This is a genomic window from Kitasatospora sp. NPDC059973 (assembly GCF_042737525.1).
Classification (GTDB): domain Bacteria; phylum Actinomycetota; class Actinomycetes; order Streptomycetales; family Streptomycetaceae; genus Kitasatospora.
The window spans coordinates 1-23,107 of the sequence record NZ_JBHWUI010000101.1 but is presented as its reverse complement, the minus strand read 5'-3'; the positions used below and the strand labels follow the sequence as shown (position 1 = coordinate 23,107).

General features: G+C 70.7%; 24 protein-coding genes. 1 reads left to right on the top strand and 23 read right to left on the bottom strand.

Annotated features, from left to right (window positions below; all coding sequences use genetic code 11):
* Window position 1 precedes the first annotated feature (1 nt).
* The 3 genes from ACFWA9_RS25345 to ACFWA9_RS25335 all read right to left on the bottom strand — a co-directional run bounded on the left by ACFWA9_RS25345 (window position 2) and on the right by ACFWA9_RS25335 (window position 2,913).
* Entirely contained in the window at window positions 2–871 is an 870-nt protein-coding gene (locus ACFWA9_RS25345) for a 3-hydroxyacyl-CoA dehydrogenase family protein (RefSeq protein ID WP_380389976.1), read from the bottom strand.
* Between the two features lie 183 nt (window positions 872–1,054).
* Window positions 1,055–1,705 (bottom strand): response regulator transcription factor, encoded by a 651-nt coding sequence (locus ACFWA9_RS25340; protein ID WP_329489624.1) that lies wholly within the window; start codon window positions 1,703–1,705, stop codon window positions 1,055–1,057.
* Window positions 1,702–2,913: a sensor histidine kinase gene (locus tag ACFWA9_RS25335; RefSeq protein ID WP_380389974.1), complete on the bottom strand. Its 1,212-nt coding sequence runs from the start codon at window positions 2,911–2,913 to the stop codon at window positions 1,702–1,704. The genes ACFWA9_RS25340 and ACFWA9_RS25335 overlap by 4 nt, the downstream gene beginning before the upstream one ends.
* 157 nt (window positions 2,914–3,070) lie before the next feature.
* On the opposite strand from ACFWA9_RS25335, the gene ACFWA9_RS25330 reads away from it, so the two are divergent.
* On the top strand, window positions 3,071–3,661 hold the full coding sequence (locus ACFWA9_RS25330; RefSeq protein WP_352289382.1) for a hypothetical protein: 591 nt from the start codon (window positions 3,071–3,073) through the stop codon (window positions 3,659–3,661).
* 51 nt (window positions 3,662–3,712) lie between these two features.
* Here ACFWA9_RS25330 and ACFWA9_RS25325 read toward each other — a convergent pair whose 3' ends face one another.
* From ACFWA9_RS25325 to rho, 20 genes are all read right to left on the bottom strand, one after another.
* Window positions 3,713–4,285, bottom strand: a complete 573-nt coding sequence (locus ACFWA9_RS25325; protein WP_352289379.1) for a cob(I)yrinic acid a,c-diamide adenosyltransferase — start codon at window positions 4,283–4,285, stop codon at window positions 3,713–3,715.
* Between the two features lie 124 nt (window positions 4,286–4,409).
* Complete coding sequence (locus tag ACFWA9_RS25320; RefSeq protein ID WP_329489620.1) at window positions 4,410–4,910, bottom strand: DUF2550 domain-containing protein; 501 nt, start codon at window positions 4,908–4,910, stop codon at window positions 4,410–4,412.
* A gap of 148 nt (window positions 4,911–5,058) precedes the next feature.
* Window positions 5,059–5,442 carry a F0F1 ATP synthase subunit epsilon gene (locus ACFWA9_RS25315; protein WP_148642910.1) on the bottom strand — a complete coding sequence of 128 codons (384 nt, stop codon included), beginning with the start codon at window positions 5,440–5,442 and terminating at the stop codon, window positions 5,059–5,061.
* 186 nt (window positions 5,443–5,628) lie between these two features.
* Window positions 5,629–7,074: a F0F1 ATP synthase subunit beta gene (gene atpD / locus ACFWA9_RS25310; RefSeq protein ID WP_329489619.1), complete on the bottom strand. Its 1,446-nt coding sequence runs from the start codon at window positions 7,072–7,074 to the stop codon at window positions 5,629–5,631.
* Between the two features lie 2 nt (window positions 7,075–7,076).
* Entirely contained in the window at window positions 7,077–7,991 is a 915-nt protein-coding gene (locus tag ACFWA9_RS25305; protein WP_329489618.1) for a F0F1 ATP synthase subunit gamma, read from the bottom strand.
* A gap of 32 nt (window positions 7,992–8,023) precedes the next feature.
* Window positions 8,024–9,598 carry a F0F1 ATP synthase subunit alpha gene (gene atpA, locus ACFWA9_RS25300; protein ID WP_329489617.1) on the bottom strand — a complete coding sequence of 525 codons (1,575 nt, stop codon included), beginning with the start codon at window positions 9,596–9,598 and terminating at the stop codon, window positions 8,024–8,026.
* A 151-nt stretch (window positions 9,599–9,749) separates the two neighbouring features.
* Window positions 9,750–10,565, bottom strand: coding sequence for a F0F1 ATP synthase subunit delta (locus ACFWA9_RS25295; RefSeq protein ID WP_329489616.1), 816 nt, complete (start codon window positions 10,563–10,565; stop codon window positions 9,750–9,752).
* A complete protein-coding gene (locus tag ACFWA9_RS25290) occupies window positions 10,562–11,119 on the bottom strand; it encodes a F0F1 ATP synthase subunit B (RefSeq protein ID WP_329489615.1) in 558 nt (185 codons plus the stop codon). The genes ACFWA9_RS25295 and ACFWA9_RS25290 overlap by 4 nt, the downstream gene beginning before the upstream one ends.
* Window positions 11,120–11,153: 34 nt before the next feature.
* Window positions 11,154–11,390, bottom strand: a complete 237-nt coding sequence (atpE, locus tag ACFWA9_RS25285; RefSeq protein ID WP_030235786.1) for an ATP synthase F0 subunit C — start codon at window positions 11,388–11,390, stop codon at window positions 11,154–11,156.
* 91 nt (window positions 11,391–11,481) lie between these two features.
* Entirely contained in the window at window positions 11,482–12,297 is an 816-nt protein-coding gene (gene atpB, locus ACFWA9_RS25280; protein WP_329489614.1) for a F0F1 ATP synthase subunit A, read from the bottom strand.
* 285 nt (window positions 12,298–12,582) lie between these two features.
* Window positions 12,583–13,026, bottom strand: a complete 444-nt coding sequence (locus tag ACFWA9_RS25275; RefSeq protein WP_329489613.1) for a hypothetical protein — start codon at window positions 13,024–13,026, stop codon at window positions 12,583–12,585.
* A gap of 309 nt (window positions 13,027–13,335) precedes the next feature.
* Window positions 13,336–14,679, bottom strand: a complete 1,344-nt coding sequence (locus tag ACFWA9_RS25270; protein ID WP_352289373.1) for an MraY family glycosyltransferase — start codon at window positions 14,677–14,679, stop codon at window positions 13,336–13,338.
* Window positions 14,680–14,811: 132 nt separating this feature from the next.
* Complete coding sequence (gene glyA / locus ACFWA9_RS25265) at window positions 14,812–16,116, bottom strand: serine hydroxymethyltransferase (protein ID WP_380389968.1); 1,305 nt, start codon at window positions 16,114–16,116, stop codon at window positions 14,812–14,814.
* Between the two features lie 123 nt (window positions 16,117–16,239).
* Complete coding sequence (locus ACFWA9_RS25260; RefSeq protein WP_329492247.1) at window positions 16,240–16,890, bottom strand: protein-tyrosine-phosphatase; 651 nt, start codon at window positions 16,888–16,890, stop codon at window positions 16,240–16,242.
* A 29-nt stretch (window positions 16,891–16,919) separates the two neighbouring features.
* Complete coding sequence (locus tag ACFWA9_RS25255) at window positions 16,920–17,567, bottom strand: L-threonylcarbamoyladenylate synthase (protein ID WP_329489610.1); 648 nt, start codon at window positions 17,565–17,567, stop codon at window positions 16,920–16,922.
* 78 nt (window positions 17,568–17,645) lie between these two features.
* Window positions 17,646–18,512, bottom strand: a complete 867-nt coding sequence (gene prmC / locus ACFWA9_RS25250) for a peptide chain release factor N(5)-glutamine methyltransferase (protein WP_329489609.1) — start codon at window positions 18,510–18,512, stop codon at window positions 17,646–17,648.
* Between the two features lie 60 nt (window positions 18,513–18,572).
* Window positions 18,573–19,649, bottom strand: coding sequence for a peptide chain release factor 1 (gene prfA / locus ACFWA9_RS25245; RefSeq protein WP_329489608.1), 1,077 nt, complete (start codon window positions 19,647–19,649; stop codon window positions 18,573–18,575).
* Between the two features lie 127 nt (window positions 19,650–19,776).
* Window positions 19,777–19,998 carry a 50S ribosomal protein L31 gene (rpmE, locus tag ACFWA9_RS25240; RefSeq protein WP_329489607.1) on the bottom strand — a complete coding sequence of 74 codons (222 nt, stop codon included), beginning with the start codon at window positions 19,996–19,998 and terminating at the stop codon, window positions 19,777–19,779.
* Window positions 19,999–20,190: 192 nt separating this feature from the next.
* Complete coding sequence (locus tag ACFWA9_RS25235; protein ID WP_380389965.1) at window positions 20,191–21,336, bottom strand: LCP family protein; 1,146 nt, start codon at window positions 21,334–21,336, stop codon at window positions 20,191–20,193.
* A gap of 126 nt (window positions 21,337–21,462) precedes the next feature.
* On the bottom strand, window positions 21,463–23,107 hold a 1,645-nt coding region (rho, locus tag ACFWA9_RS25230; protein ID WP_380389963.1), incomplete at its 5' end, for a transcription termination factor Rho.

The window sequence follows — 23,107 nt, the reverse complement described above, 5'->3', positions numbered from 1 at the left end:
GTCACTTGGCCGGGTACGGGTAGAAGCCCTGCCCGCTCTTGCGGCCCAGGTCACCGGCGGTGACCATGCGGGCCATGATCTCCGGCGCGGCGAACTTCTCGTCCTTGGTCTCGGCGTAGATGTTCCGGGCGGCGTGCAGCAGGATGTCGACGCCGGTCAGGTCGGCGGTCTCCAGCGGGCCCATGGCGTGTCCGAAACCGAGCCGGCAGGCGGTGTCGATGTCCTCGGCGCTGGCGACGCCCGACTCGTACAGCTTGGCGGCCTCGACCACCAGCGCCATGATCAGGCGGGTGGTGACGAAGCCGGCCACGTCGCGGTTGACCACCACGACCTCCTTGCCGACCCCCTCGGCGAAGGCGCGCGCGGTGGCGAGCGTCTCGTCGCTGGTCTTGTAGCCGCGCACCAGCTCCACCAGGCGCATCAGCGGCACCGGCGAGAAGAAGTGCACGCCGACGACCGACTCGGGGCGCCTGGTGGCGGCGGCGATCCGGGTGATCGGGATGGCCGAGGTGTTGGAGGCCAGCACCGCGCCGTCCTTGGCGAGCTTGTCGAGCTCCTTGAAGACGGCTTCCTTGACGTCCAGCTGCTCGAAGACCGCCTCGACCACGATGTCGGCCTCGGCCACCGCGCCCAGGTCCGTCGTGGTGGTGATCCGGCCGAGCGCCGCCTCGGCGTCCTCGGCGGTCAGCCGGCCCTTGGCGACGAACTTCTCGTACGAGGCCCGGATACCGGCCACACCGCGCTGCAGCGCGGCCTCGGTGACGTCCCGCAGCACCACCGGGTGTCCGGCCTGGGCGGAGACCTGGGCGATACCGGCACCCATCAGGCCGGCACCGATCACGGCGATCTGCTTGCTGGACGCGTTGCTCATGGCTGGGTCTCCCGGATGCCGTCGCCGCCCTGCGGGCGGGCCCTGAAGGCGGCTCAGCGCAGGGGTCACCCGCTCATGAGCCGCGCCGCTCATGCGCCGGACTCTAATGCCCTTCCGCCCGCCGTGGTGTCATCCGGGAGTGTGATCTGCGACTGACCTGGCCCGATACCGGAAGGCCGTTGTTCAGATCGTCAGACCGAGGTCCTGCGCGAGGATCGCCGCCTGCACCCGGCTGCGCATCCGCAGCTTGGCGAGGATCCGGCTGACGTGCGTCTTGGTGGTCGCCTCGGCCATCTCCAGCCGCTCGGCGATCTCGCCGTTCGACATCCCCGCGCCGATGCAGGCCAGCACCTCCCGCTCGCGCGGGGTGAGCCCCGACACCGACTCCCGCGTCTCGGGTCCGACCGCGCGGCCGGGGCGGGCGAAGGTGCCGATCAGCCGCCTGGTCACCGAGGGCGCCAGCATGCCGTCCCCGCGCGCCACCGTGCGGATGCCCTCGACCAGGGTGTCCGCCTCCAGGTCCTTCAGCAGGAAGCCGGCCGCGCCGGCCCGCAGCGCGCCGTAGACGTACTCGTCCAGGTCGAAGGTGGTCAGCACCAGCACCTGGGCCGCCCCCGCGGCCACCACCCGGCCGGTCGCCGAGACGCCGTCCAGCCGGGGCATCTGCACGTCCATCAGGACGACGTCGGGCCGCAGTTCCAGGGCCAGCCGCACCGCCTCCTCGCCGTCCGCGGCCTCCCCGACCACCTCCAGGTCCGGCTCCGCCCGCAGGATCATCACCAGCGCCGCCCGGACGGCCGCCTGGTCCTCGGCCACCAGCACCCGAATCGTCATGCCCGCCGCTCCCCTTCCGCCGCCACCGGCTCCCGCGGCAGCACCGCCCGTACGGTCCAGCGGTCCCCGACCGGACCGGCCTCGAAGCTGCCGCCGAGCAGCCCGGCCCGTTCCCGCATGCCCACCATCCCCGCCCGGGCGCCGGGCAGCTCCCGGCCCACGTCGGTGCGGTACGGGCTGTCCACGGTGATCCGCAGCTCCTGCGGAAGGTACTCCAGCAGGACGTGCACCCGGCCCGGGCCGGCGTGCTTGAGCGCGTTGGTGAGCGACTCCTGCACGATCCGGTACGCCGCCAGCCCGACCGGCACCGCCGGCTCCCCGCGCTCGCCGAGCTCCGCGAGCTCGAACTCCAGCCCCACGGCCCGCCCGGCGTCCCCGGCCTTGGCCAGCAGCGCGTCCACCGCGCCCAGGTCGGGCGCGGCGTACGACGCGTCGGCCTCGCCGCCGCCGCTGTCGCGCAGCAGCCCGATCATGCGGCGCATTTCGGCCAATCCCTGCACGCTGTTCTCCCGGATCACCCCCAGCGCCGCCACCAGCGGATCCTCCGCCGTCCGGTGCTGGCGTCGGGCCACCGACTGGGCGCCGGTGGCGTGGATCGCGATGGCCGACAGGTGGTTGGCCACCACGTCGTGCAACTCCCTCGCCATCCGCGCCCGTTCGGCGACCACCGCCTCGCGCCGGTCCATCTCGGAGAGCAGCGCGGTCTGCTCGGCGCGCAGCCGCTGGCTCTCCGCCTCCTCGCGGTGCCTGCGCACCAGGTCCCCGGTCCACACCGGTCCGAGGAAGATCAGCGAGGTGAGCACCACGACGGCCAGCGCCGTCGGGGCGTCGCTGTACAGGAACGACAGGCTGCTCAGGACCAGCACCGAGGCGGCGCCGGACAGGTGCAGGACGCGGGACATCCGCGGGCGCCCGTAGACCACCGCCGCGTAGAGCAGGTCGGTGTACATGATGGTGGTCGCGATCAGCGCACCGCTGAAGATGCTCGCCGCGAAGACCGCCCCGCCGAGCGTCACCGTCAGGATCGGGCGGGTGCGCCGGAACAGCTCCAGCGCGGCCGTGACCAGCAGCGGCGGCAGCACCAGCCAGCGCGGCACGGCCGAGGAGTGGTCGTAGACCTTGGACGCGATCAGCACCAGCCCGCCGACCAGCCCGAAGAGGGCGATCGCCCGGTCCTCCTGCCGCGGGGTGAGTGTCGGTCTGCGCACTCCCCCATCAGATCATCCCCGGCCGGCCCCCGGCTCCGGTCCAGGGAGGAGCCGCCGTACATCGAAAGGTGCAGGCAAGGCTCGGCGTCGGCGACGACGACGGGGGCGCCCCGGGCGGCAAGGCTGGTGGGTACCGCCGAGAAGTCCGGGAGTCACCATGATCGTCACCCTCGTCATCGGGGCCGAGGTCGCCTTCTGGGTGCTCCTCGCCCTCGGGCTCGCCACCCGCTACCTGCTGCGGCTACGCGGGGTGAGCACCGCGCTGCTGGTCGGCCTGCCGGTGGTGGACCTCACGCTCTTCGTGCTCACCGTGCTCGACCTGCGCGGCGGCGCCACCGCGAGCTGGACGCACGCGCTGGCCGCGAGCTACGCGGGCTTCTCGATCGGCTTCGGGCCGTCCCTGGTCCGCTGGGCCGACCGGCACTTCCAGTACCGCTTCGCCGGCGGCCCCAAGCCCAAGGGCGCCCCCAAGTACGGGCCCGCGCGGACCCGCCACGAGTGGGAGTTCTGCCGCCGCACCGTGGTCTCGGCCGCCATCACCCTGGCGCTGATCACCGCGCTCGTCCCGCTCTCCGACGGCGCCGCCGGCTTCGGCACCTTCACCGGCTGGTACCTGCGGCTGGGCATGGCGGCCGGGATCAACGTGATCGTGGCCGGCTGCTACTCGCTCTGGCCCAAGGAGGCGCCGGCCGGCGCGATCGTCGAGGACGGGCACGTGGTCGGCTGGAGGATCCCCCAGCAGCAGTAGCGGCCCGCCGCCGGACGCCCCACCGTCCCGCCGACCGGCGGGGCGGTCGGCTCAGCGGTTCTCGCCCGGCACCCAGAGCACGTCGCCGCGCTCCTTGTTGGCCGCCCGGGCCAGGATGAACAGCAGGTCGGACAGCCGGTTGAGGTACTTGGCGGTCAGCGGGTTCACGGTGTCCCCGTGCTCCTCGATCGCCGCCCAGGTGGCCCGCTCGGCACGCCGCACCACCGTGCAGGCCAGGTGCAGGTGGGCCGCGCCCACGGTGCCGCCGGGGAGGATGAAGCTGCGCAGCTTCTCCAGCGACTCCAGGTAGTGGTCGCAGTCCGTCTCCAGCTTGTCGATGTAGGACTGCAGCACCCGCAGCGGCGGGTACTTCGGGTCCTCCACCACCGGGGTGGCCAGGTCCGCGCCGACGTCGAAGAGGTCGTTCTGCACCCGGACGAGCACCGCGGTGACGTCCTCGGCGAGGCCTCCGGCGGCGATCGCCACGCCGATCGCGGCGTTGGCCTCGTTGGTGTCGGCGTACGCGATCAGGCGCGGGTCGGTCTTGGTGGTACGGCTCATGTCACCGAGCGCGGTGGTGCCGTCGTCGCCGGTACGGGTGTAGATGCGCGTCAGATTGACCATGCCGCCCAGCCTAGCGAGCCGGGTTAGGCCGCGTTAACCCCCGGCCCGAGGGTCTCGTCGCTACGCGACGTTCACCTCCCCCAGCCTCCGGCCGGGAGGTGCCCCCACCCCGAGCGTCTCGTCGCTACGCGACGTTCACCCTCTGCCCGGGCGGGGCGGCTTCGAGCCAGGCGAGGAAGCCGGTCAGGGCGTCGTCGCTCATCGCCAGCTCCAGCGGGGCGCCGTTGTGCAGGCAGCGGAGCACGACCGAGCCGGAGAGCAGCGCCAGCTCCTCCTGGCCCTCGGGGTAGCGCCGGCCGAGCACCTCGATCTCCCGGCGCGGGAGCACCCGGCGCGGGCGCGGGGCGTACGAGAAGACCCGGAACCACTCGATCGAGTCACCGCTGTAGCGCCCGATACCAAAAACCCACCCCTTGCCATCGGTCTGGGGAACCGGGGCCGAGGTGGGTTTGCCGTTCTCGTCGAGGTCGGGCTGCGTCGAGGCGTCGGCGGGCATTTTGAGCCGGTAACTGCAGTCGAACGTTCCGCCGACCCGCTGGATCACACGGCGCCGCACCGCGAACGCCACCAGGCCGATCACACCCAGCGCAACGACCGCCGCGCACACCACAAGGGCGAGGACCATGCTCACCTACCTCCTCGCTACCCGCGTTCCCCGTATCGGTCGTATCAGGCGACCGCGTTGACCTACCAACTGAGACGACAGTCCCGGGGTCACGCTCACGCGTCCCCGGGACCGTCGGTCGACCCCGCCAAGCGAGGGTCCGGCGCACTCAGGCGTGGGCCTTGAGACCGCGCGCCGCGAACAGACGCACCTCGGCGCGTCGCTCGGCGTGCTCGTCCAGGTCCGACTGTGCCTTCTCCAGCGCACGCTCGGCGCGCGCGACATCGATCTCGTCCGCCAGCTCGGCGATCTCCGCGAGCAGAGACAGCTTGTTGTCGGCGAAGGAGATGAAGCCGCCGTGCACAGCGGCGATCACGGTGCCGCCGTCCACGGTGCGGATGGTGACCGGACCGGTCTCCAGCACGCTCAGCACCGGGGTGTGACCCGGCATGATGCCGGTGTCACCGGAGGCCGTACGGGCGACGACGATGGTGGCCGCACCGGACCACACCTTGCGGTCGGCTGCGACCAGCTCGACGTGCAGCTCAGCCAACGTGGGCTCCTAGGCTCATGCAACCCCCGATTGCTCGGGAGTTTCGGTAAGAATAACGGGCCCGCGCCCCCGGCATGAAACCGGCGGCACGGATTTGACCGGAATCACAGCCGGTGCGACGTGAGGGGTGGGTCCCAGGGCTGGGGCCCACCCCTCACGATCACACTCGGCTGCTACCGGACACGACTACTTCTTCGCGAGCTCGGCGGCGTTCTTCTCGAGGTCCTCGATGCCACCGCACATGAAGAAGGCCTGCTCGGGGACGGAGTCGTACTTGCCGTCCGCGATCGCGTTGAAGGCCTCGATGGTCTCCGACAGCGGCACGGTCGAACCGTCGACGCCGGTGAACTGCTTCGCCACGTAGGTGTTCTGCGAGAGGAAGCGCTCGATGCGACGGGCACGGTGGACCGTGATCTTGTCCTCCTCCGACAGCTCGTCCATACCGAGGATGGCGATGATGTCCTGGAGGTCCTTGTACTTCTGCAGGATCCCCTTGATACGGATGGCCGTCTCGTAGTGGGTCTGCGCGATGTACCGCGGGTCGAGGATGCGGGACGTGGAGTCCAGCGGGTCGACGGCCGGGTAGATGCCCTTCTCCGAGATCGGGCGCGACAGAACGGTCGTCGCGTCCAGGTGGGCGAAGGTGGTGGCCGGGGCCGGGTCGGTCAGGTCGTCCGCGGGGACGTAGATCGCCTGCATCGAGGTGATCGAGTGACCGCGGGTCGAGGTGATGCGCTCCTGGAGGAGGCCCATCTCGTCGGCCAGGTTCGGCTGGTAACCCACCGCGGAGGGCATCCGGCCGAGCAGGGTCGACACCTCGGAACCGGCCTGGGTGAACCGGAAGATGTTGTCGATGAAGAGGAGCACGTCCTGCTTCTCGACGTCACGGAAGTACTCCGCCATGGTCAGCGCGGAGAGCGCGACGCGAAGACGGGTGCCCGGCGGCTCGTCCATCTGGCCGAAGACCAGCGCGGTCTTGTCCAGAACGCCCGAGTCCACCATCTCGTGGATGAGGTCGTTGCCCTCACGAGTGCGCTCGCCGACGCCGGCGAAGACCGACACACCACCGAAGTTCTCGGCGACGCGGTAGATCATCTCCTGGATCAGAACGGTCTTGCCGACACCGGCACCACCGAACAGACCGATCTTGCCACCGGTGACGTACGGGGTGAGCAGGTCGATGACCTTGATGCCGGTCTCGAACATCTCGGTCTTGGACTCGAGGTCCTTGAAGGCCGGCGCCTTGCGGTGGATCGGCCAGCGGACCTTGACCTCGGCCTCGAACTCGGCCTTGTCGACGTTCAGCACCTCACCGAGGGCGTTGAAGACCTTGCCCTTGGTGATCTGGCCGACCGGCACCGAGATGGCGGAGCCGGTGTCGGAGACCTGCGCGCCACGGACCAGGCCGTCGGTCGGCTGCATCGAGATGCCGCGGACCATGCCGTCGCCGAGGTGCTGCGCGACCTCGAGGGTCAGAACCTTCTTGCCCGAGCCGTCGGGGTTGTCCACCTCGACGTGCAGGGCGTTGAACATCTCCGGAATCGCGTCGACGGGGAACTCCACGTCGACGACCGGGCCGATGACCCGCGCGACGCGGCCCGTCGCCGTGGTCGGCTCAACAGTGGTGGTCATTCTCATTCGCTCCCGCGGCTAGCGTCGGCGAGGGCGTTGGCACCGCCGACGATCTCGCTGATTTCCTGGGTGATCTCGGCCTGACGGGCCGAGTTGGCAAGCCGCGTAAGCGACTTGATGAGCTCTCCGGCGTTGTCCGTCGCGCTCTTCATCGCGCGCCGGCGAGCGGCGTGCTCCGATGCGGCGGACTGCAGCAGCGCGTTGTAGATCCGGCTCTCGACGTACCGCGGCAGCAGTGCGTCGAGGACGCCCTCCGCCGACGGCTCGAAGTCGTACAGCGGGAAGATCTCGTGCGTGGCCTTCGACTCGTCGCTGAGCTCGACCTCGTCGAGCTTCAGCGGCAGCAGCCGGGCGTCCACCGCGGTCTGGGTCAGCATGGACTCGAACCGCGTCGAGATCACGTGGACCTCGTCGACACCGTCCGTCTCGGCCGTGAAGGCCGAGATCAGAGCGGCCGAGACCGCCTTGGCGTCGCCGTACGTCGGCTTGTCCGAGAAGCCCGTCCACGACTCCGCGACCGCGAGGTCACGGAAGCTGTAGTACGAGACGCCCTTGCGGCCGACGACGTACGTCACCACGTCCTTGCCCTCGCCGCGCAGGCGCTCGGCGAGCACCAGCGAGGCCTTGATGGCGTTGGACGAGTAGCCGCCCGCCAGACCGCGGTCCGCCGTGATCAGCAGTACCGCGGCGCGCGTGGCGGCCGGGTTCTCGCTGGTGAGCGGGTGCTTGGCGTTGGACCGGGTGGCCACCGCCGTCACCGCCCGGGTGAGCTCATCGGCGTACGGAGTGGAGGCGGCCACCGCGCGCTGCGCCTTACCGATGCGCGCCGCGGAGATCATCTCCATCGCCTTGGTGATCTTCTTCGTCGCGGTGACAGAGCGGATCCGGCGCTTGTAGACCCGAAGCTGTGCTCCCATGGGTCGTTACGTCCTTTCCCTCGCTACCGGACTCAGGCCTGCTCGGAGAGCAGCTTGCCGTCAGCCGTGGTGTAGCCCTGCTTGAAGGCCTCGATCGCGGAGGTCAGCGCGTCGATGGTGCCGTCCTCCAGCTTGGAGGTCTCGACGATGCCGGCCAGCAGGTTCTTGTGCTGAAGGCGCAGGTGGTCCAGGAACTCGCGCTCGAAGCGGCGGATCTCCGCGACCGGGACGTCGTCCAGCTTGCCGGTGGTGCCGGCCCAGATGGAGACGACCTGCTCCTCGACCGGGAACGGCTGGTACTGGCCCTGCTTGAGCAGCTCGACCATGCGCGCACCGCGCTCCAGCTGGGCCTTGGAGGCCGCGTCCAGGTCGGAACCGAAGCCGGCGAAGGCCTCCAGCTCACGGTACTGGGCGAGGTCCAGGCGCAGACGGCCGGCGACCGACTTCATGGCCTTGATCTGGGCCGAACCACCGACGCGGGAGACCGAGATACCGACGTTCACGGCCGGGCGGATGCCGGCGTTGAACAGGTCGGACTCCAGGAAGCACTGGCCGTCGGTGATCGAGATGACGTTGGTCGGGATGTACGCCGAGACGTCGTTGGCCTTGGTCTCGATGATCGGCAGACCGGTCATCGAGCCGGCGCCCAGCTCGTCGGAGAGCTTCGCGCAGCGCTCCAGCAGGCGGGAGTGCAGGTAGAAGACGTCACCCGGGTAGGCCTCGCGGCCCGGCGGACGACGGAGCAGCAGCGACACGGAGCGGTACGCCTCGGCCTGCTTCGACAGGTCGTCGAAGATGATGAGGACGTGCTTGCCGTCGTACATCCACTCCTGGCCGATGGCCGAACCGGTGTACGGGGCGAGGTACTTGAAGCCGGCCGGGTCGGAGGCGGGAGCAGCCACGATCGTGGTGTACTCCAGCGCGCCGGCCTCCTCCAGGGCGCCACGCACGGACGCGATGGTGGAGCCCTTCTGGCCCACGGCGACGTAGATGCAGCGGACCTGCTTCTTCGGGTCGCCCGAGCGCCAGTTGTCGCGCTGGTTGATGATCGTGTCGATCGCCACCGCGGTCTTGCCGGTCTGGCGGTCGCCGATGATCAGCTGACGCTGGCCGCGGCCGATCGGGGTCATCGCGTCGATGGCCTTGATACCGGTCTGCATCGGCTCGTGGACCGACTTGCGGACCATGACGCCGGGGGCCTGCAGCTCCAGGGCGCGACGGCCGGTGGAGGCGATGTCGCCCAGACCGTCGATCGCGTTGCCCAGCGGGTCCACGACGCGGCCGAGGTAGCCGTCGCCGACCGGCACGGAGAGGACCTCGCCGGTGCGGCGCACCGTCTGGCCCTCCTCGATGCCGCCGAACTCACCGAGGATGACGACACCGATCTCACGGGTGTCGAGGTTCAGCGCGAGGCCGAGCGTGCCGTCCTCGAACTTCAGCAGCTCGTTCGCCATGACCGAGGGCAGACCCTCGACATGGGCGATGCCGTCCGCCGCGTCAGTGACCGTGCCGACCTCTTCACGCGAGGCGGCGTCCGGCTGGTACGACTGGACAAAGTCGGCCAGCGCGTCCCGGATTTCCTCCGGACGGATCGTAAGCTCCGCCATCAGGCTTCCCTGCTCTCCTAGTTTGCGATCCTCGGCCCGCCATTGAGGGCCGCAAGTATTCGACTCTCGGCCGGGTCTCTCGAACCGGCCGTACGATTTGCCGGCTCCGGTGGAGCCGGTTCCCGACCGAGGGTCGGATGTTCTTCGGTGCTCAGCCTTCGAGCGACTGGCGAGCGCCTTCGAGGCGGCTCGACACGGTGCCGTCGATGATCTCGTCGCCGATCTGGACCCGGACACCGCCGACGACCTCGGGGTCGACGTCGATGTTCAGGTGGACCCGGCGGCTGTACAGCCGGCCGAGAGCGCCTTCCAGGCGATCCTTCTGGCTGTCGGACAGCGGCACCGCGGTGGTGACCAGGGCCACCACGCGCCCGCGCCGTGCGGCGGCGAGCCTCGAGTAGGACTCGAGGCCCTGCTCCAGGCTACGGCCACGCGGGTTGTTCACCAGGGCGGTGACCAGCCGGACGGTGCCCGCGTTGGCGCGGCCACCGAGCAGCTTCTTGATCAGCTCGGCCTTGGCGACGGCGCCGGCCTTGGGCTCGGTCAGCGCGGAGCGCAGCTCGGTGGAGCCGTTCACCACCCGGCCGAACCGGAACAGCTCGTCCTCGACGTCGTCCAGGACACCGGCCTTGTCGGCGGCGATGACCTCGGCGTACGCGGCCAGCTCCTCGACCGAGTCGACCAGGTCGCGCGACCCCGACCAGCGGGAGCGGACCAGGCCGGAGACCAGGTCGATGGTCTCGCCGGAGACCTGCCCGGTCAGCAGCGAGGAGACCAGCTGGGCCTTGTCCTGGCCGGACCGGGACGGGTCGGTCAGGACGCGGCGCAGCGACACCTCACGGTCCAGGAGGACCGTGACGGCGGTGAGCTCCTCGGCGACCTTGACCGCGTCCACCGAGGTGGAGTCGGTCAGGGCTTCGAGGTTCTGCCGCCCGGCGGCGAGGGCCTCGCGGCTAGCGCCGATCACTTGGCCGCACCCGGAGCAACGGTGGCCTTGGCCTCCAGCTCGTCCAGGAACCGGTCGATCACGCCGCTCTGCCGCGTGTGGTCCTCAAGGGACTCGCCCACGATGCGGGAGGCCAGCTGCGAAGCGAGCGAACCCACGTCCTGGCGCAGGGCGGTGGTCGCCTGCTTCTTGTCGGCCTCGATCTGCGCGTGGCCGGCGGCGACGATGGCCTCGCGCTGACGCTGGCCCTCCTCGCGCATCTCGGTGAGCTGGGCAGCGCCCTGCTCGCGAGCCTGCTCGACGATGCGGGCAGCCTCGTGACGCGCCTCGGCGAGCTCGGCGCGGTACTGCTCAAGCAGGGCCTGGGCCTCGGCCTGAGCGGCCTCGGCGCGCTCCATGCCGCCCTCGATGGCGTCCCGACGCTCCGACAGCACCTTCTCGATGCTGGGGAGGAGCTTCTTGCCGAGCAGCCCGAAGACGATGAAGAAGCAGAGCAGGCCGATGATGATCTCGGGCCACGCGGGGAGGAGCGGATTCATCTGCTCCTCGGCCGCGAGCGAAGCCGCGATGCTCATATCTGGACCTTCCTCAGAAAGGGCTACGCCGGAATTACTTGCCGGTGCCGAAGACGAACGGCATGACGATGCCGATCAGGGCGAGCGCCTCGGTCAGCGCGAAGCCGATGAACATGTTGGAACGGATCAGGCCGGCAGCCTCGGGCTGACGGGCCATGGCCTGGACACCGTTACCGAAGATGAGACCAACGCCGATGCCGGGGCCGATGGCCGCGAGACCGTAGCCGACGGAGGCGATGGAACCGACGACGCCCTCAGCGAGCATGCTCATTGCAATTGTCCTTTGCAGGGGTGGTGAACCGGTGGTGATTGGCCACCGGGCGATCCGGGAGGGTGGTTCGTGAGGGGCCGGGGCCCCAGGCTCAGTGCGCCTCTTCGAGGGCACCGGCGATGTAGCTGCTGGCCAGCATCACGAAGATGTAGGCCTGCAGGAACTGGACCAGCAGCTCGAAGGCGGTCAGGCCGATGGCGACGATGAACGACGCCGAGCCGTAGAGCGCGCCCAGGGTCGGGCTGAGCAGGTACCAGGAGGCGATGGAGAACATCACGATCAGCAGGTGGCCGGCGAACATGTTCGCGAAGGCTCGGACCGCGAGCGTGAACGGGCGCACGAAGATGTTCGAGAAGAACTCGATCGGCACCAGGATGAACATGACCCAGCCGGGGATGCCCGAGGGCCAGCAGAGGTTCTTCAGACCGCCGACGAAGCCGTGCTTCTTGAAGGTCAGGGTCATGTAGGTGATCCACACGACCCCCGCCAGGCCCGCCGGGAAGGCGATGGCCGCCGTCACCGGGAACTGGGCGAACGGGATGACCGACATGATGTTCATCAGCCAGACGAAGAAGAACATCGAGACGAGCATCGGGACGAACTTCTCGCCCTTCTTGCCGATCGTCTCCAGCACGATGGACCGCTTGACGAAGTCGTAGCCGATCTCACCGACCAGCTGCAGCTTGCCGGGCACCAGGCGCGGCTTGGCGAACGCGGCCCAGAAGAAGACGACCACCAGCACTGCGACGATCATCGACAGCAGCATCGGCTTGTTGAATTCGAAGCTGCCGATCGAGAAGATCGGCTTGAAGTCGAACTCGTTCAGGCCGGGGGCCGGGAAGCCGCAGCCAGCGTCCCCGAAGTGGCAACTGCCTGAGGCGAGCGAAGACGTGAGTTCAGCACTCACCACGGACTCCTTCGTCGTGACGCATGGTTACGGCAACCTCGGTGTGTCGGCGTGGCCCGAGGCCACGGTGCGGCACTGGAACTTGATGGGTTTCTCGCCGATCCCGCACGGCGGTGCGCTGCACCACAGCGGGATCATCGAAGACTGCAAGGATCCGGGGGGCGATCCGTCCATCGTGCGGACAGACCTGGCCTCTTCCCGTACTCCGTTGTTGCGACGGACGATAGCAGTCCGTCAGTGCGGCATAAACACTGCCCCCCTCGTTGGGGGGACAGCCGGGCCTCGTCACTGTTGACGCCCCGAGTCCGAGGGCTTGTCGCCCTTGTTTTCGGAGGCGTCGGCCTCGACGTAGAAGGTCTTGGCCTTGAGCGCACCGCGCACCTGGAAGCCCGTCCAGATCAGGGCGCAGCCCAGCAGGGTGAAGGCGAACGCCTGCCGGTTGAAGAGTTCGGTGTTCTTGAAGACCGCGAGGACGATGCCGACCAGCAGGATCTGCGTGGTGTAGACGAGCAACCCCGCAGCCATCATCATCTGCGGGTTCGACCTGGTCAGCCGGTCGAGGGCGACCTGGCCGAAGCTGAAGAACGCCACCACCAGCAGCGCGCCGAAGAAGGCGCCGAGCAGTCCCTTGCCACCGGCGACGGCGAATGAGATCGCCATGGCGATGACTCCGGCGACCGCAGTGGGGATCGCGGCGCCTCGGAGGATCCGGGCGTCGTTGGACGGCATGTCGGCAGCTCCGGCGGCATGTCGATGTGGCAGGGGGACGGGCACAGAACGTGGTGGTGGTACCGACCAAGGGACCGCCGTGGACCGGCCGCTCTGCGGCGAGTCCGTCGAGGGAGACCGACCGGGGACGGAAGTCCTCCACCTGTCAGGTCTTTCGGCGTGTTCTCGGTACTCGTGAACGGTATCACAAACTATTTGATGAGAGCTTTACCATGATTGTGTGGCACCTGTCACACTGACGGCCCAAGGGTGCCTCCGTACGGGTGAACCACCTTGACGGCGTGTCAGGTGTCGGACCCGCCGTTCGGACTAGTGGCCGCGACCGCTGCCGTGACCCCGGCCGCCGACCGCCGACGAGCCCCCCTTGCCCAGGCCGCCGAGCAGCTCCTTGTCCTTCGCGGAGAGCTCGGCCATCGGCTCCGAGGCGGCCGCGGCGGCGGCCGGGGCCTCGCCCTCGGCGACCGGTGCGGCGGCGCGGACCGGCTTGCGGCGCCGGTAGCGCGGCGGCACGAAGGCTTGCACGGCCCGCGGCGCGCGCGGGCGGAAGCGCGGGGTGAGCAGCACCACCAGGCCGACCAGGCAGAGCCCGGCCAGCGTGAGGGCGACCGTGCGGCCGGTGTTGGTGACCGAGAAGGCCACGGTGCCGAAGGCGATCAGCGCGGCCCAGAAGTACATGATCAGGACGGCCCGGCTGTGCGAGTGGCCGACCTGGAGGAGCCGGTGGTGCAGGTGCCGCTTGTCCGCGGCGAACGGCGACTGGCCGGCCCAGGTGCGGCGCACCACGGCGAGCAGCAGGTCGGCCAGCGGCAGCGCGATGACGGTCAGCGGCAGCAGCAGCGGGATGTAGATCGGGACCAGGGCGTGCACGGTGGCGGTCTGCGAACCGGTCTCGCTGGTGATGAGGTCGGGGTCGACCCGGCCGGTGATGGAGATCGCGGCGACGGCCAGCATCAGGCCGAGCATCATCGAGCCGGAGTCGCCCATGAAGATCCGCGCCGGGTGCAGGTTGTGCGCCAGGAAACCCAGGCACATCCCGATCAGCAGCACGCTGAACAGGACGGCGGGCGCCGCGTCGGTGATCGTGTAGCCGTACCAGAGCCGGTACGAGTAGAGGAAGAACGCCATCGCGGCGATGCAGACCATGCCGCCGGCCAGACCGTCCAGGCCGTCGATGAAGTTCACCGCGTTGACCATGACGACGACCATGGTGACCGAGATGACCATGCCCTGGGTGGGGCTGACCGCGACCGCGCCGACGCCGGGCACCGGCAGGGTGATCACGGTGACGCCCTGCCAGACCATCACACCGGCGGCGATCATCTGACCGCCCAGTTTGACCAGGGCGTCCACGCCCCACTTGTCGTCGAGCACGCCGAGCAGCCACATGATCCCGGCGCCGGAGAGCAGCGCGCGGATGTCGGTGCCCTGCGAGAACACCTTGCTGAGGTTGTCCAGTTGGGAGGCGACCAGGATGCCCGCGCAGAGCCCGCCGAACATGGCGATGCCGCCCAGCCGGGGCGTGGGCTCGCGGTGCACGTCACGGGCGCGGACCGGCGGCATCGCGCCGGCCGCGATCGCGAACTTCCGGACCGGGCCGGTCAGCAGATAGGTGACGGCCGCCGTGCAGAACAGCACCAGCAGATACTCACGCACCACTGGCCTCCTGCGTCACTGTCCGACGGGTCGGTACCGAAGGTACTCCCGTGCCTGTCCGGGGTTCGAGGTGCGTCGCCACGGCACACACCTTATTGAGTCGGACGCCCGGCGCGTGCATCGCGGTTCGCCCTACCGGGTAGGAGACTGCGAAGCCCCCCGGCCCGGGGCGGCGAAGGCGCCCGCCAGCTCACGGACCCGGGCCCCGATCCGGACGTCCGTGCCCTCGACGAGCAGGCGACCGACCAGTGCGGCGATCTCGGCCAGCTCGGCCTCCCCCATGCCCTGGGTGGTGACGGTCCCGCTGCCCAGCCGGATCCCGGAGGCCTCGGACGGCGGCGCGGAGTCGTACGGCAGCGCGCACTTGCCGAGCAGCAGACCGGCGGCGGCGCACCGGCGCTCGGCCTCGGCCCCGCTGACCCCGAGCGGTCGGACGTCGGCCGTCACCAGATGGGTGTCGGTACCGCCGGTCAACGGGCGCATCCCGGCCTCCGCGAGCCCCGCCGCCAGCACCCGCGCCCCCGCGACCGTGCGGTGGGCGTAGGCGCGGTACTCGGGGGTGCCCGCCCGGGCGAACGCGACGGCCTTGCCGGCCACCTCGTTCATCGCGGCGCCGCCCTGGCTGAACGGGAAGACCGCCCGGTCGATCCGATCGGCCAGCTCGGCGGTGGAGAGCAGCAGGCCGCCGCGCGGGCCGCGGAGCAGCTTGTGGGTGGCGGCCACGGTGACGTCCGCGTACGGCAGCGGGGACGGCGCCACACCGGCCGCGACCAGGCCGGTGGTCTGGGCGACCGAGGCGATCAGATAGGCGTCCACCTCTTCGGCGATCGCCCGGAAGGCCGCCCAGTCCGGGTGCCGGGGGTGGGAGATCGAGCCGGCCACGATGGCCTTCGGCCGGTGCCGGCGGGCGAGCTCGCGGACCTGGTCGAGGTCGATCAGGCCGTCGTCCTCGCGCACCCCGTAGCCGATGAACTCGAACCAGCGGCCCGAGAAGTTGGCGCGCGAGCCGCAGCTCAGGTGGCCGCCGTGCTCCAGCGACATCGCCAGCACCACGTCACCGGGGCGCAGCAGCGCGGCGTACGCCGCCAGCATCGCCGAAGTGGCCGAGCGGGGCTGGACGTTGGCGTGCGGGGCGGCGAACAGCTGACGGGCCCGGTCGATCGCCAGCAACTCGGCGGCGTCCGCCAGGGCGCAGCCGGTGTGGTGGCGCCGTCCGGGGTAGCCCTCGGCGTACTTGTCGATCAGCGGGCCGCCCAGGGCGGCCAGGACGGCCGGATCGGTGAGGTTCTCCCCCGCCAGCAGCTGGATCGTCTCGGCGCGGCGCTCGGCCTCGGCGGCCAGCAGATCGGCCAGCTGCGGGTCGGCCCGGCGCAGCGCTTCGGACGCCCACCGCCCCGTCGTCTCGGAGGAACCGGTCGCGGCATCGGTGACGGTCATGGCGGAGCTCCCGGGCAGCGTCGGGCAGGTGTCTCCAGCGTAGGACCGGGCCCCGCCCGCGGCCTGCCGACGCGGACCCGATGCACCCGCCCGGGCGGCGCCGGCCCGGGGGCCGGCGGCGGCTCACCGCACGGAGCGCGGGGAGGGCATGCCGGTGAGGGCGGTGACCACCGGGTCCACCGCGTCGAATATCTCCTCGCCGCAGTTGCGGAACATGCCGATCGGCGCGCCGTACGGGTCGTGGACCTCGTCGGACTCCGGGCTGGCGGCGAGCAGCCAGCCGCGCAGCGCGGCCGCGGCCCGGACCAGGGCGCGGGCCCGCTCGGTGACGTCGGCGCCGCGGCGCGGATCGGGCAGGGTGCCCGGGTCTATCGTCCGGACCAGGCGGGTGAACTCCTTCAGGGTGAAGGTGCGCAGCCCCGCCTCGTGACCCATCGAGATCACCTGGGCGCGGTGGTCCAGGGTCGCGGTGAGCACCAGGTCGGCCTCGACCACGTGCTCGTCGAGCAGCTCGCGGCCGGCGAACCCGCCGCTGTCGGCGCCGTACTCGTCCAGCACCGTGGCGGCGTGGTCCTCCATCGGCGCGCCCACGTGGCCCCAGGTGCCGGCGCTCTCCACCAGGATCCGGCCGGCCACCCGGGGGCTGAGCCGGGTGTCCAGTTCACGCCGGGTGAGCCGCTCGGCGATCGGCGAGCGGCAGATGTTCCCGGTGCAGACGAACAGGATGCGGAAGTGGTCCAGCGGCCTGGGGCCCACGCTCAGGTACGGCGATATGCCGGGCCCGGAGTGGAGGGAGGCGGTCGTCAACTGCCGGCCTCCAGGTCGGGGACGACCTCCCTCAGCTGCTCGGCGCTGATCGCGCCGGCCCGCAGCAGGACCGGGACCTTGCCCGTCACGTCGACGATGGAGGAGGCGACGGCGTGGTCGGCCCGGCCGCCGTCCAGGTAGACGGAGATCGCGTCGCCGAGCTGCTGCTGGGCCTCGTCGCAGGTGGCGGGGGACGGGCCGCCGGTCAGGTTGGCGCTGGAGACGGCGAGCGGGCCGGTGGCGTTCAGCAGCTCGATCGCGACCGGGTGCAGCGGCATCCGGACGGCGACCGTGCCGCGGGTCTCGCCGAGGTCCCAGCGCAGCGAGGGCTGGTGCTTGGCGACCAGGGTCAGCCCGCCCGGCCAGAAGGCGTCGACGAGCTCCCAGGCCTGCTCGGAGAAGTCCGTGACGAGTCCGTGCAGGGTGGTCGGCGAGCCCACCAGGACGGGCGAGGGCATGTTGCGGCCCCGCCCCTTGGCGGCCAGCAGTGCGGCGACGGCCTCCGGCGAGAAGGCGTCGGCGCCCACCCCGTACAGGGTGTCGGTGGGCAGCACGACGATTTCGCCGCGGCGGATGGCCGAGGCGGCCTCGCGCAGACCGGTGGCGCGGTCCCCGGCATCGGCACAGTCGTAGCGGCGGCTCATCGGTGCGGTCCCCTTCCGAGATGACTCATGACGGCGTTCACAGCGCGGCTCCGCGCCCGGTGGTGGTGCACCGGGTGTTCACAGCGAGACCCTTCGGGCCGTCGTGAAGCGGGGCCGGTTGTTGAGGTCGCGGTGGTCGGCGGTGTCCGTCCAACCGCCTTCCTCGTTGAAGATCCACGGCACCTGGCCGCCCTGGGTGTCGGCGTGCTCGATCACCACGGCGCCGCCCGGGCGCAGCAGGCGGGCGGCGACCCGCTCGATGCCGCGGATGGTGTCCAGCCCGTCCTCGCCGGAGAACAGCGACATCTGCGGATCGTGGTCGCGGGCCTCGGGGGCGACGTACTCCCACTCGGTGAGCGGGATGTACGGCGGGTTGGAGATCACCAGGTCGAAGCGGCCGTCCCAGGAACGGTCGTCCTCGAAGGCCTTGGTGGCGTCGCCGGCGTGCAGGGTGACCCGGGCCCGGTCGGAGCTGGCCTCGATGTTGCGCCGGGTGTACCGCAGCGCCCCCTCGTCCAGCTCGAAGGCGTGCACCGTGGAGCGCGGCAGCTCCTGGGCGAGGGCGAGCGCGATGGCCCCCGAGCCGGAGCAGAGGTCGACCACCAGCGGCTCGGCGACGTCCATGTCGCGGACGGCGTCTATGGCCCACTCCACGACCGACTCGGTCTCCGGGCGGGGCACGAAGACGCCGGGGCCGACCGCCAGCTCCAGGTAGCGGAAGAACGCGCGGCCGGTGATGTGCTGCAGCGGTTCACGCGCCTCGCGGCGGGAGACGGCCTCCCAGTACCGGGCGTCGAAGTCCGCGTCCTTCACCGTGTGCAGCTGGCTGCGCTTCACGCTGTGGACGTGCGCGGCCAGCTCCTCCGCGTCGAAGCGCGGCGACGGCACGCCGGCCGCGGCCAACCGCTGGGTGGCCTGGGCCACCTCGGCAAGCAGCAGGTTCACGAACGACCTCTTGTTTCTGCGCTGCGGCTTCTCTGGTGCATTCGGGCCCGGAGGCCGGTCTCAGTTCTGCTGGGCCGCGGCGAGCTTGGCCTCGGCGTCCGTGTCCACGCAGGACTGGATCACCGCGTTCAGCTCGCCGTCCAGGACCTGGTCCAGGTTGTAGGACTTGAAGCCCGTGCGGTGGTCCGAGATGCGGTTCTCGGGGTAGTTGTAGGTGCGGATGCGCTCGGAGCGGTCCACCGTGCGGACCTGGCTGCGACGCGCGTCCGAGGCCTCCCGCTCGGCCTCCTCCTGCGCGGCGGCCAGCAGCCGCGAACGCAGGATGCGCATCGCCTGCTCCTTGTTCTGCAGCTGGCTCTTCTCGTTCTGGCAGGACGCCACGATACCGGTCGGGAGGTGGGTGATCCGGACCGCCGAGTCGGTGGTGTTGACGGACTGCCCGCCGGGACCGGACGAACGGTAGACGTCGATCCGCAGGTCGTTGGCCACGATCTCGACCTCGACCTCCTCGGCCTCGGGGGTGACCAGCACGCCGGCCGCGGAGGTGTGGATGCGGCCCTGCGACTCGGTGGCGGGGACGCGCTGCACGCGGTGGACGCCGCCCTCGTACTTCAGCTTGGCCCAGACGCCCTGGCCGGGCTCGGTGCTGCCCCTGGTCTTCACGGCCACCGAGACGTCCTTGTAGCCGCCGAGGTCGGACTCGTTGGCGTCGATGATCTCGGTCTTCCAGCCGATCCGCTCGGCGAAGCGCAGGTACATCCGGAGCAGGTCGCCGGCGAAGAGCGCCGACTCCTCGCCGCCCTCACCCGCCTTGATCTCCAGGATGACGTCCTTGTCGTCGTTCGGGTCACGCGGGACGAGCAGCAGGCGCAGCTCCTCGGTCAGCTCCTCGCGCCGGGCCTCGGAGTCCTTCACCTCGGCGAGGAACTCCGGCTCTTCGGCGGCGAGTTCGCGCGCTGCCTCGATGTCCTCGCCGGCCTGGCGCCAGGCCCGGTAGACCCGGGTGATCGGCGTCAGCTCGGCGTACCGCTTGGCGAGCTTGCGCGCGTTGGCCTGGTCGGCGTGGACGGAGGGGTCGGCCAGCCTCGTTTCGAGGTCGGCGTGCTCGACGAGGAGCTCTTCGACTGCCTCGAACATGAAGGGGCCTTCTTCCCTGGGAACCGGTGGAGGGATGACACGGACGAGTCGTGGGACGCGAACGGCGCCGGTCTCCAGCGCCCCCGGAACGAGTACGGGGGCACCGGAAACCGGCGCCGAGGGAGCGCTAGGCCTTCGCGCTGTGCTGCTTGCCGAAGCGGGCCTCGAAGCGGGCCACGCGGCCACCGGTGTCGAGGATCTTCTGCTTGCCGGTGTAGAACGGGTGGCACTGCGAGCAGACCTCGGCGCGGATCTCGCCACTGGTCTCGGTCGAGCGGGTGGTGAACTCGGCGCCGCAGGTGCAGGTCACATGGGTGACCACGTACTCGGGGTGAACGTTGGGCTTCAAGGGGATCTCCTAGGTTCGGGAGGGCACCGGGTCGGCGGCTTGAATGCCGCACGTGAACCGGGACCGACGTACCAGTCTGCCAGGACCGGTCGCTTCTTCCCAAACCGGGTCGCGTTCCGGGATATTCCGGGCCCGGCCGACGGCACCGCCGGGGCGGCCACGGGGGCGGCCGTCGGCCGGTCGGCGGGCGGGTCAGCGCCGCGGCGAGGGGCCCGCCGCGGTACCCGCGGCGGGCTGCGCGGAGGCCCTGCCGGAGGCCTTGGGGGCCGCCGTGGGGGCCGCCGGGGTGGTCTGGGCGGGGTTCTGCGGCTGCTCGGCCAGGACGGCCTGCGGGAGCGGCTGGTCGGCCTTCAGAGCCGCCCAGAGCTGGTCGGCCCGGGGCTGCTGGGCGACCACCCGGTTGGCGTCGCCGGGCGCCGTCACCACCGGCAGGGTGACCATCGAGAGCTGGTCGGGGCCGATCCCCTTGAGTTCCTCGGCCAGCCCCACCAGCGAGTTCACCGAGGCCAGCGCCGAGTCGGTGGTGATGCTGCGGGTCAGGGTGTCGCCGACCGACCAGAGCTTGACCGGGTTGCCGAACAGCCCGATCCCGCCGGCCTGGCCGAGCAGCGACTTCACCATCTGCTTCTGCAGCTCGATCCGGCCGAGGTCGCTGCCGTCGCCGACGCCGTGCCTGGTCCGGACGAAGGCCAGCGCCTGCTGCCCGTCGAGGTGGTGCTCGCCGGCCGCGAGGTTCAGCCCGCTGTCCTTGTCGTCGATCGGGACGGTGGTGGTCACGGTGACCCCGCCGAGCGCGTCGACGACCCGGGCGAAGCCGGCGAAGTCGATCTCGATGTAGTGGTCCATCCGCAGGCCGGTCAGCGCTTCGGTGGTCTTGACCGCGCACGCGGCGCCACCGGTCTCGTACGCGCTGTTGTACATCGCCCGCTTGGCACCGGCGGCGGTCTTGCCCTTGCCGTCCGTGCAGTCGGGGCGGGTGACCAGGGTGTCCCTGGGTATGGAGACCACGTCGGCCCGGGTGTGGCCCTGGTCGACGTGCACCACCATCGCGGTGTCCGAACGAGCGGTGTCGCCGGTGTCCCCGCCGGCCAGCGCGCCGTTCCCGCCGGCCCGCGAATCCGAGCCCAGGACGAGGACGTTGAACGAGCCGTCGGTGGCGGACGGCGGCCGGGCCGTGCCCAGCCGGGCGTCGATGTCGACGCTCTTGATGTTGCCGTTCAGCTTGAAGTACGCGTACCCGGCCGCACCGGCGCCGAGGACGACGAGCGCGGCGAACGCGCAGGCGGCCGCCCGCAGGACCGTGCGGCGGCGGCTCGGGATCCTCTTGTGGTCGGCCATACGGTCCAGAGTAAATCGGACAACATGATCCATAGGGTTCCAAATGTCCCAACTCTGGAACAAGCAGAGAACCCTGGCCCGCTCGCGCGGACCAGGGTTCTGTGCTCACGAGCCGCTCGGCAGCGGTCAGTCGCCGGACCCGGGGGTCGTCTTGGCGATCTGCATGAGGAACTCGGCGTTGCTCTTGGTCTGCTTCATCTTGTCCAGCAGCAGCTCGATCGCCTGCTGCGAGTCGAGCGCGTGCAGCACCCGGCGGAGCTTCCAGACGATGGCCAACTCCTCGCTGCCCAGCAGGATCTCCTCCTTGCGGGTGCTGGAGGCGTCGACGTCGACGGCCGGGAAGATGCGCTTGTCCGAGAGCTTCCGGTCGAGCTTGAGCTCCATGTTGCCGGTGCCCTTGAACTCCTCGAAGATGACCTCGTCCATCCGCGAGCCGGTCTCGACCAGCGCGGTGGCCAGGATCGTCAGCGAGCCGCCGTTCTCGATGTTGCGCGCGGCGCCGAAGAACTTCTTCGGCGGGTACAGCGCGGTCGAGTCGACACCACCGGACAGGATGCGGCCGGAGGCCGGCGCCGCCAGGTTGTAGGCGCGGCCCAGGCGGGTGATCGAGTCCAGCAGGATCACCACGTCGTGGCCCAGCTCCACCAGGCGCTTGGCGCGCTCGATGGCCAGCTCCGCGACGGTGGTGTGGTCCTCCGCCGGGCGGTCGAAGGTCGAGGAGATGACCTCGCCCTTCACCGACCGCTGCATGTCGGTGACCTCTTCCGGACGCTCGTCCACCAGGACGACCATCAGGTGGCACTCGGGGTTGTTGTGGGTGATCGCGTTGGCGACCGCCTGCAGCACCATCGTCTTACCGGTCTTCGGCGGCGCGACGATCAGACCGCGCTGGCCCTTGCCGATCGGCGACACCAGGTCGATGATCCGGGTGGTCAGGATGCCCGGGTCGGTCTCCAGGCGCAGTCGGTCCTGCGGGTAGAGCGGGGTCAGCTTGTTGAACTCGGGACGGCCGCGGCCGCTCTCCGGGTCCATGCCGTTGACGGAGTCCAGCCGCACCATGGCGTTGAACTTCTCGCGGCGCTCGCCGTCGCGCGGCTGGCGCACCGCGCCGGTGATGGCGTCACCCTTGCGCAGGCCGTTCTTGCGGACCTGGGCGAGCGACACGTAGACGTCGTTCTGGCCCGGCAGGTAGCCGGAGGTCCGGACGAACGCGTAGTTGTCGAGGATGTCGAGGATGCCCGCGACCGGGATCAGCACGTCGTCGTCGCCGACCTGCGGCTCGGCGGGGCCGACCTCGAAGCCCTCGCGGCGGGTGCCGCGGCCCCGGCGGTCACGGTAGCGGCCGCGGCGGCCGCGACGGCCGTCGCCGAACTCGTCGTCGTCGTAGCCGCCCTGCTGCGCCTGCGGCTGGGCCTGCTGGCCACCGCTCTGGCGGCTCGGCTGGCTCTCGCCCTGACCGCCCTGCTGCTGGCCCTGGCCACCCTGGCCCTGACCCTGGCCGCCCTGGCGGTCGGCACGGTCCCGGCGGTTGCGGCGGTCGCGGCGCGACTCGCGGGAGTCGGCGTCCTGGCCGGCCTGGGCGTCGCCGCCCTCCTGGCGGCCCTCGCGCTCGCCGCCCTCGCGGCGGTCGCGGCGGTCCCGGCGGTCCCGGCGGGTCTCGGTACGACCCTCCTCGCGGCCCTCGAAGCCGCGGGTCTCGGCCGGGCGGGCCTCGGCCTGCTTGGCCTCGGTGGCGACGGCGGCGGGCGCCTCGGCGACCGCGTCGGCGGTC

Excerpts from the sequence above, each read along its gene's own strand:
- ACFWA9_RS25345 (WP_380389976.1), bottom strand. The coding sequence starts at position 871 with ATGAGCAACGCGTCCAGCAAGCAGATCGCCGTGATCGGTGCCGGCCTG.
- ACFWA9_RS25340 (WP_329489624.1), bottom strand. The coding sequence starts at position 1,705 with ATGACGATTCGGGTGCTGGTGGCCGAGGACCAGGCGGCCGTCCGGGCG.
- ACFWA9_RS25330 (WP_352289382.1), top strand. The coding sequence starts at position 3,071 with ATGATCGTCACCCTCGTCATCGGGGCCGAGGTCGCCTTCTGGGTGCTC.
- ACFWA9_RS25325 (WP_352289379.1), bottom strand. The coding sequence starts at position 4,285 with ATGGTCAATCTGACGCGCATCTACACCCGTACCGGCGACGACGGCACC.
- ACFWA9_RS25320 (WP_329489620.1), bottom strand. The coding sequence starts at position 4,910 with ATGGTCCTCGCCCTTGTGGTGTGCGCGGCGGTCGTTGCGCTGGGTGTG.
- atpD (WP_329489619.1), bottom strand. The coding sequence starts at position 7,074 with ATGACCACCACTGTTGAGCCGACCACGGCGACGGGCCGCGTCGCGCGG.
- ACFWA9_RS25305 (WP_329489618.1), bottom strand. The coding sequence starts at position 7,991 with ATGGGAGCACAGCTTCGGGTCTACAAGCGCCGGATCCGCTCTGTCACC.
- atpA (WP_329489617.1), bottom strand. The coding sequence starts at position 9,598 with ATGGCGGAGCTTACGATCCGTCCGGAGGAAATCCGGGACGCGCTGGCC.
- ACFWA9_RS25290 (WP_329489615.1), bottom strand. The coding sequence starts at position 11,119 with ATGAGCATCGCGGCTTCGCTCGCGGCCGAGGAGCAGATGAATCCGCTC.
- atpE (WP_030235786.1), bottom strand. The coding sequence starts at position 11,390 with ATGAGCATGCTCGCTGAGGGCGTCGTCGGTTCCATCGCCTCCGTCGGC.
- ACFWA9_RS25275 (WP_329489613.1), bottom strand. The coding sequence starts at position 13,026 with ATGCCGTCCAACGACGCCCGGATCCTCCGAGGCGCCGCGATCCCCACT.
- glyA (WP_380389968.1), bottom strand. The coding sequence starts at position 16,116 with ATGACCGTCACCGATGCCGCGACCGGTTCCTCCGAGACGACGGGGCGG.
- ACFWA9_RS25255 (WP_329489610.1), bottom strand. The coding sequence starts at position 17,567 with ATGAGCCGCCGCTACGACTGTGCCGATGCCGGGGACCGCGCCACCGGT.
- prfA (WP_329489608.1), bottom strand. The coding sequence starts at position 19,649 with ATGTTCGAGGCAGTCGAAGAGCTCCTCGTCGAGCACGCCGACCTCGAA.
- ACFWA9_RS25235 (WP_380389965.1), bottom strand. The coding sequence starts at position 21,336 with ATGGCCGACCACAAGAGGATCCCGAGCCGCCGCCGCACGGTCCTGCGG.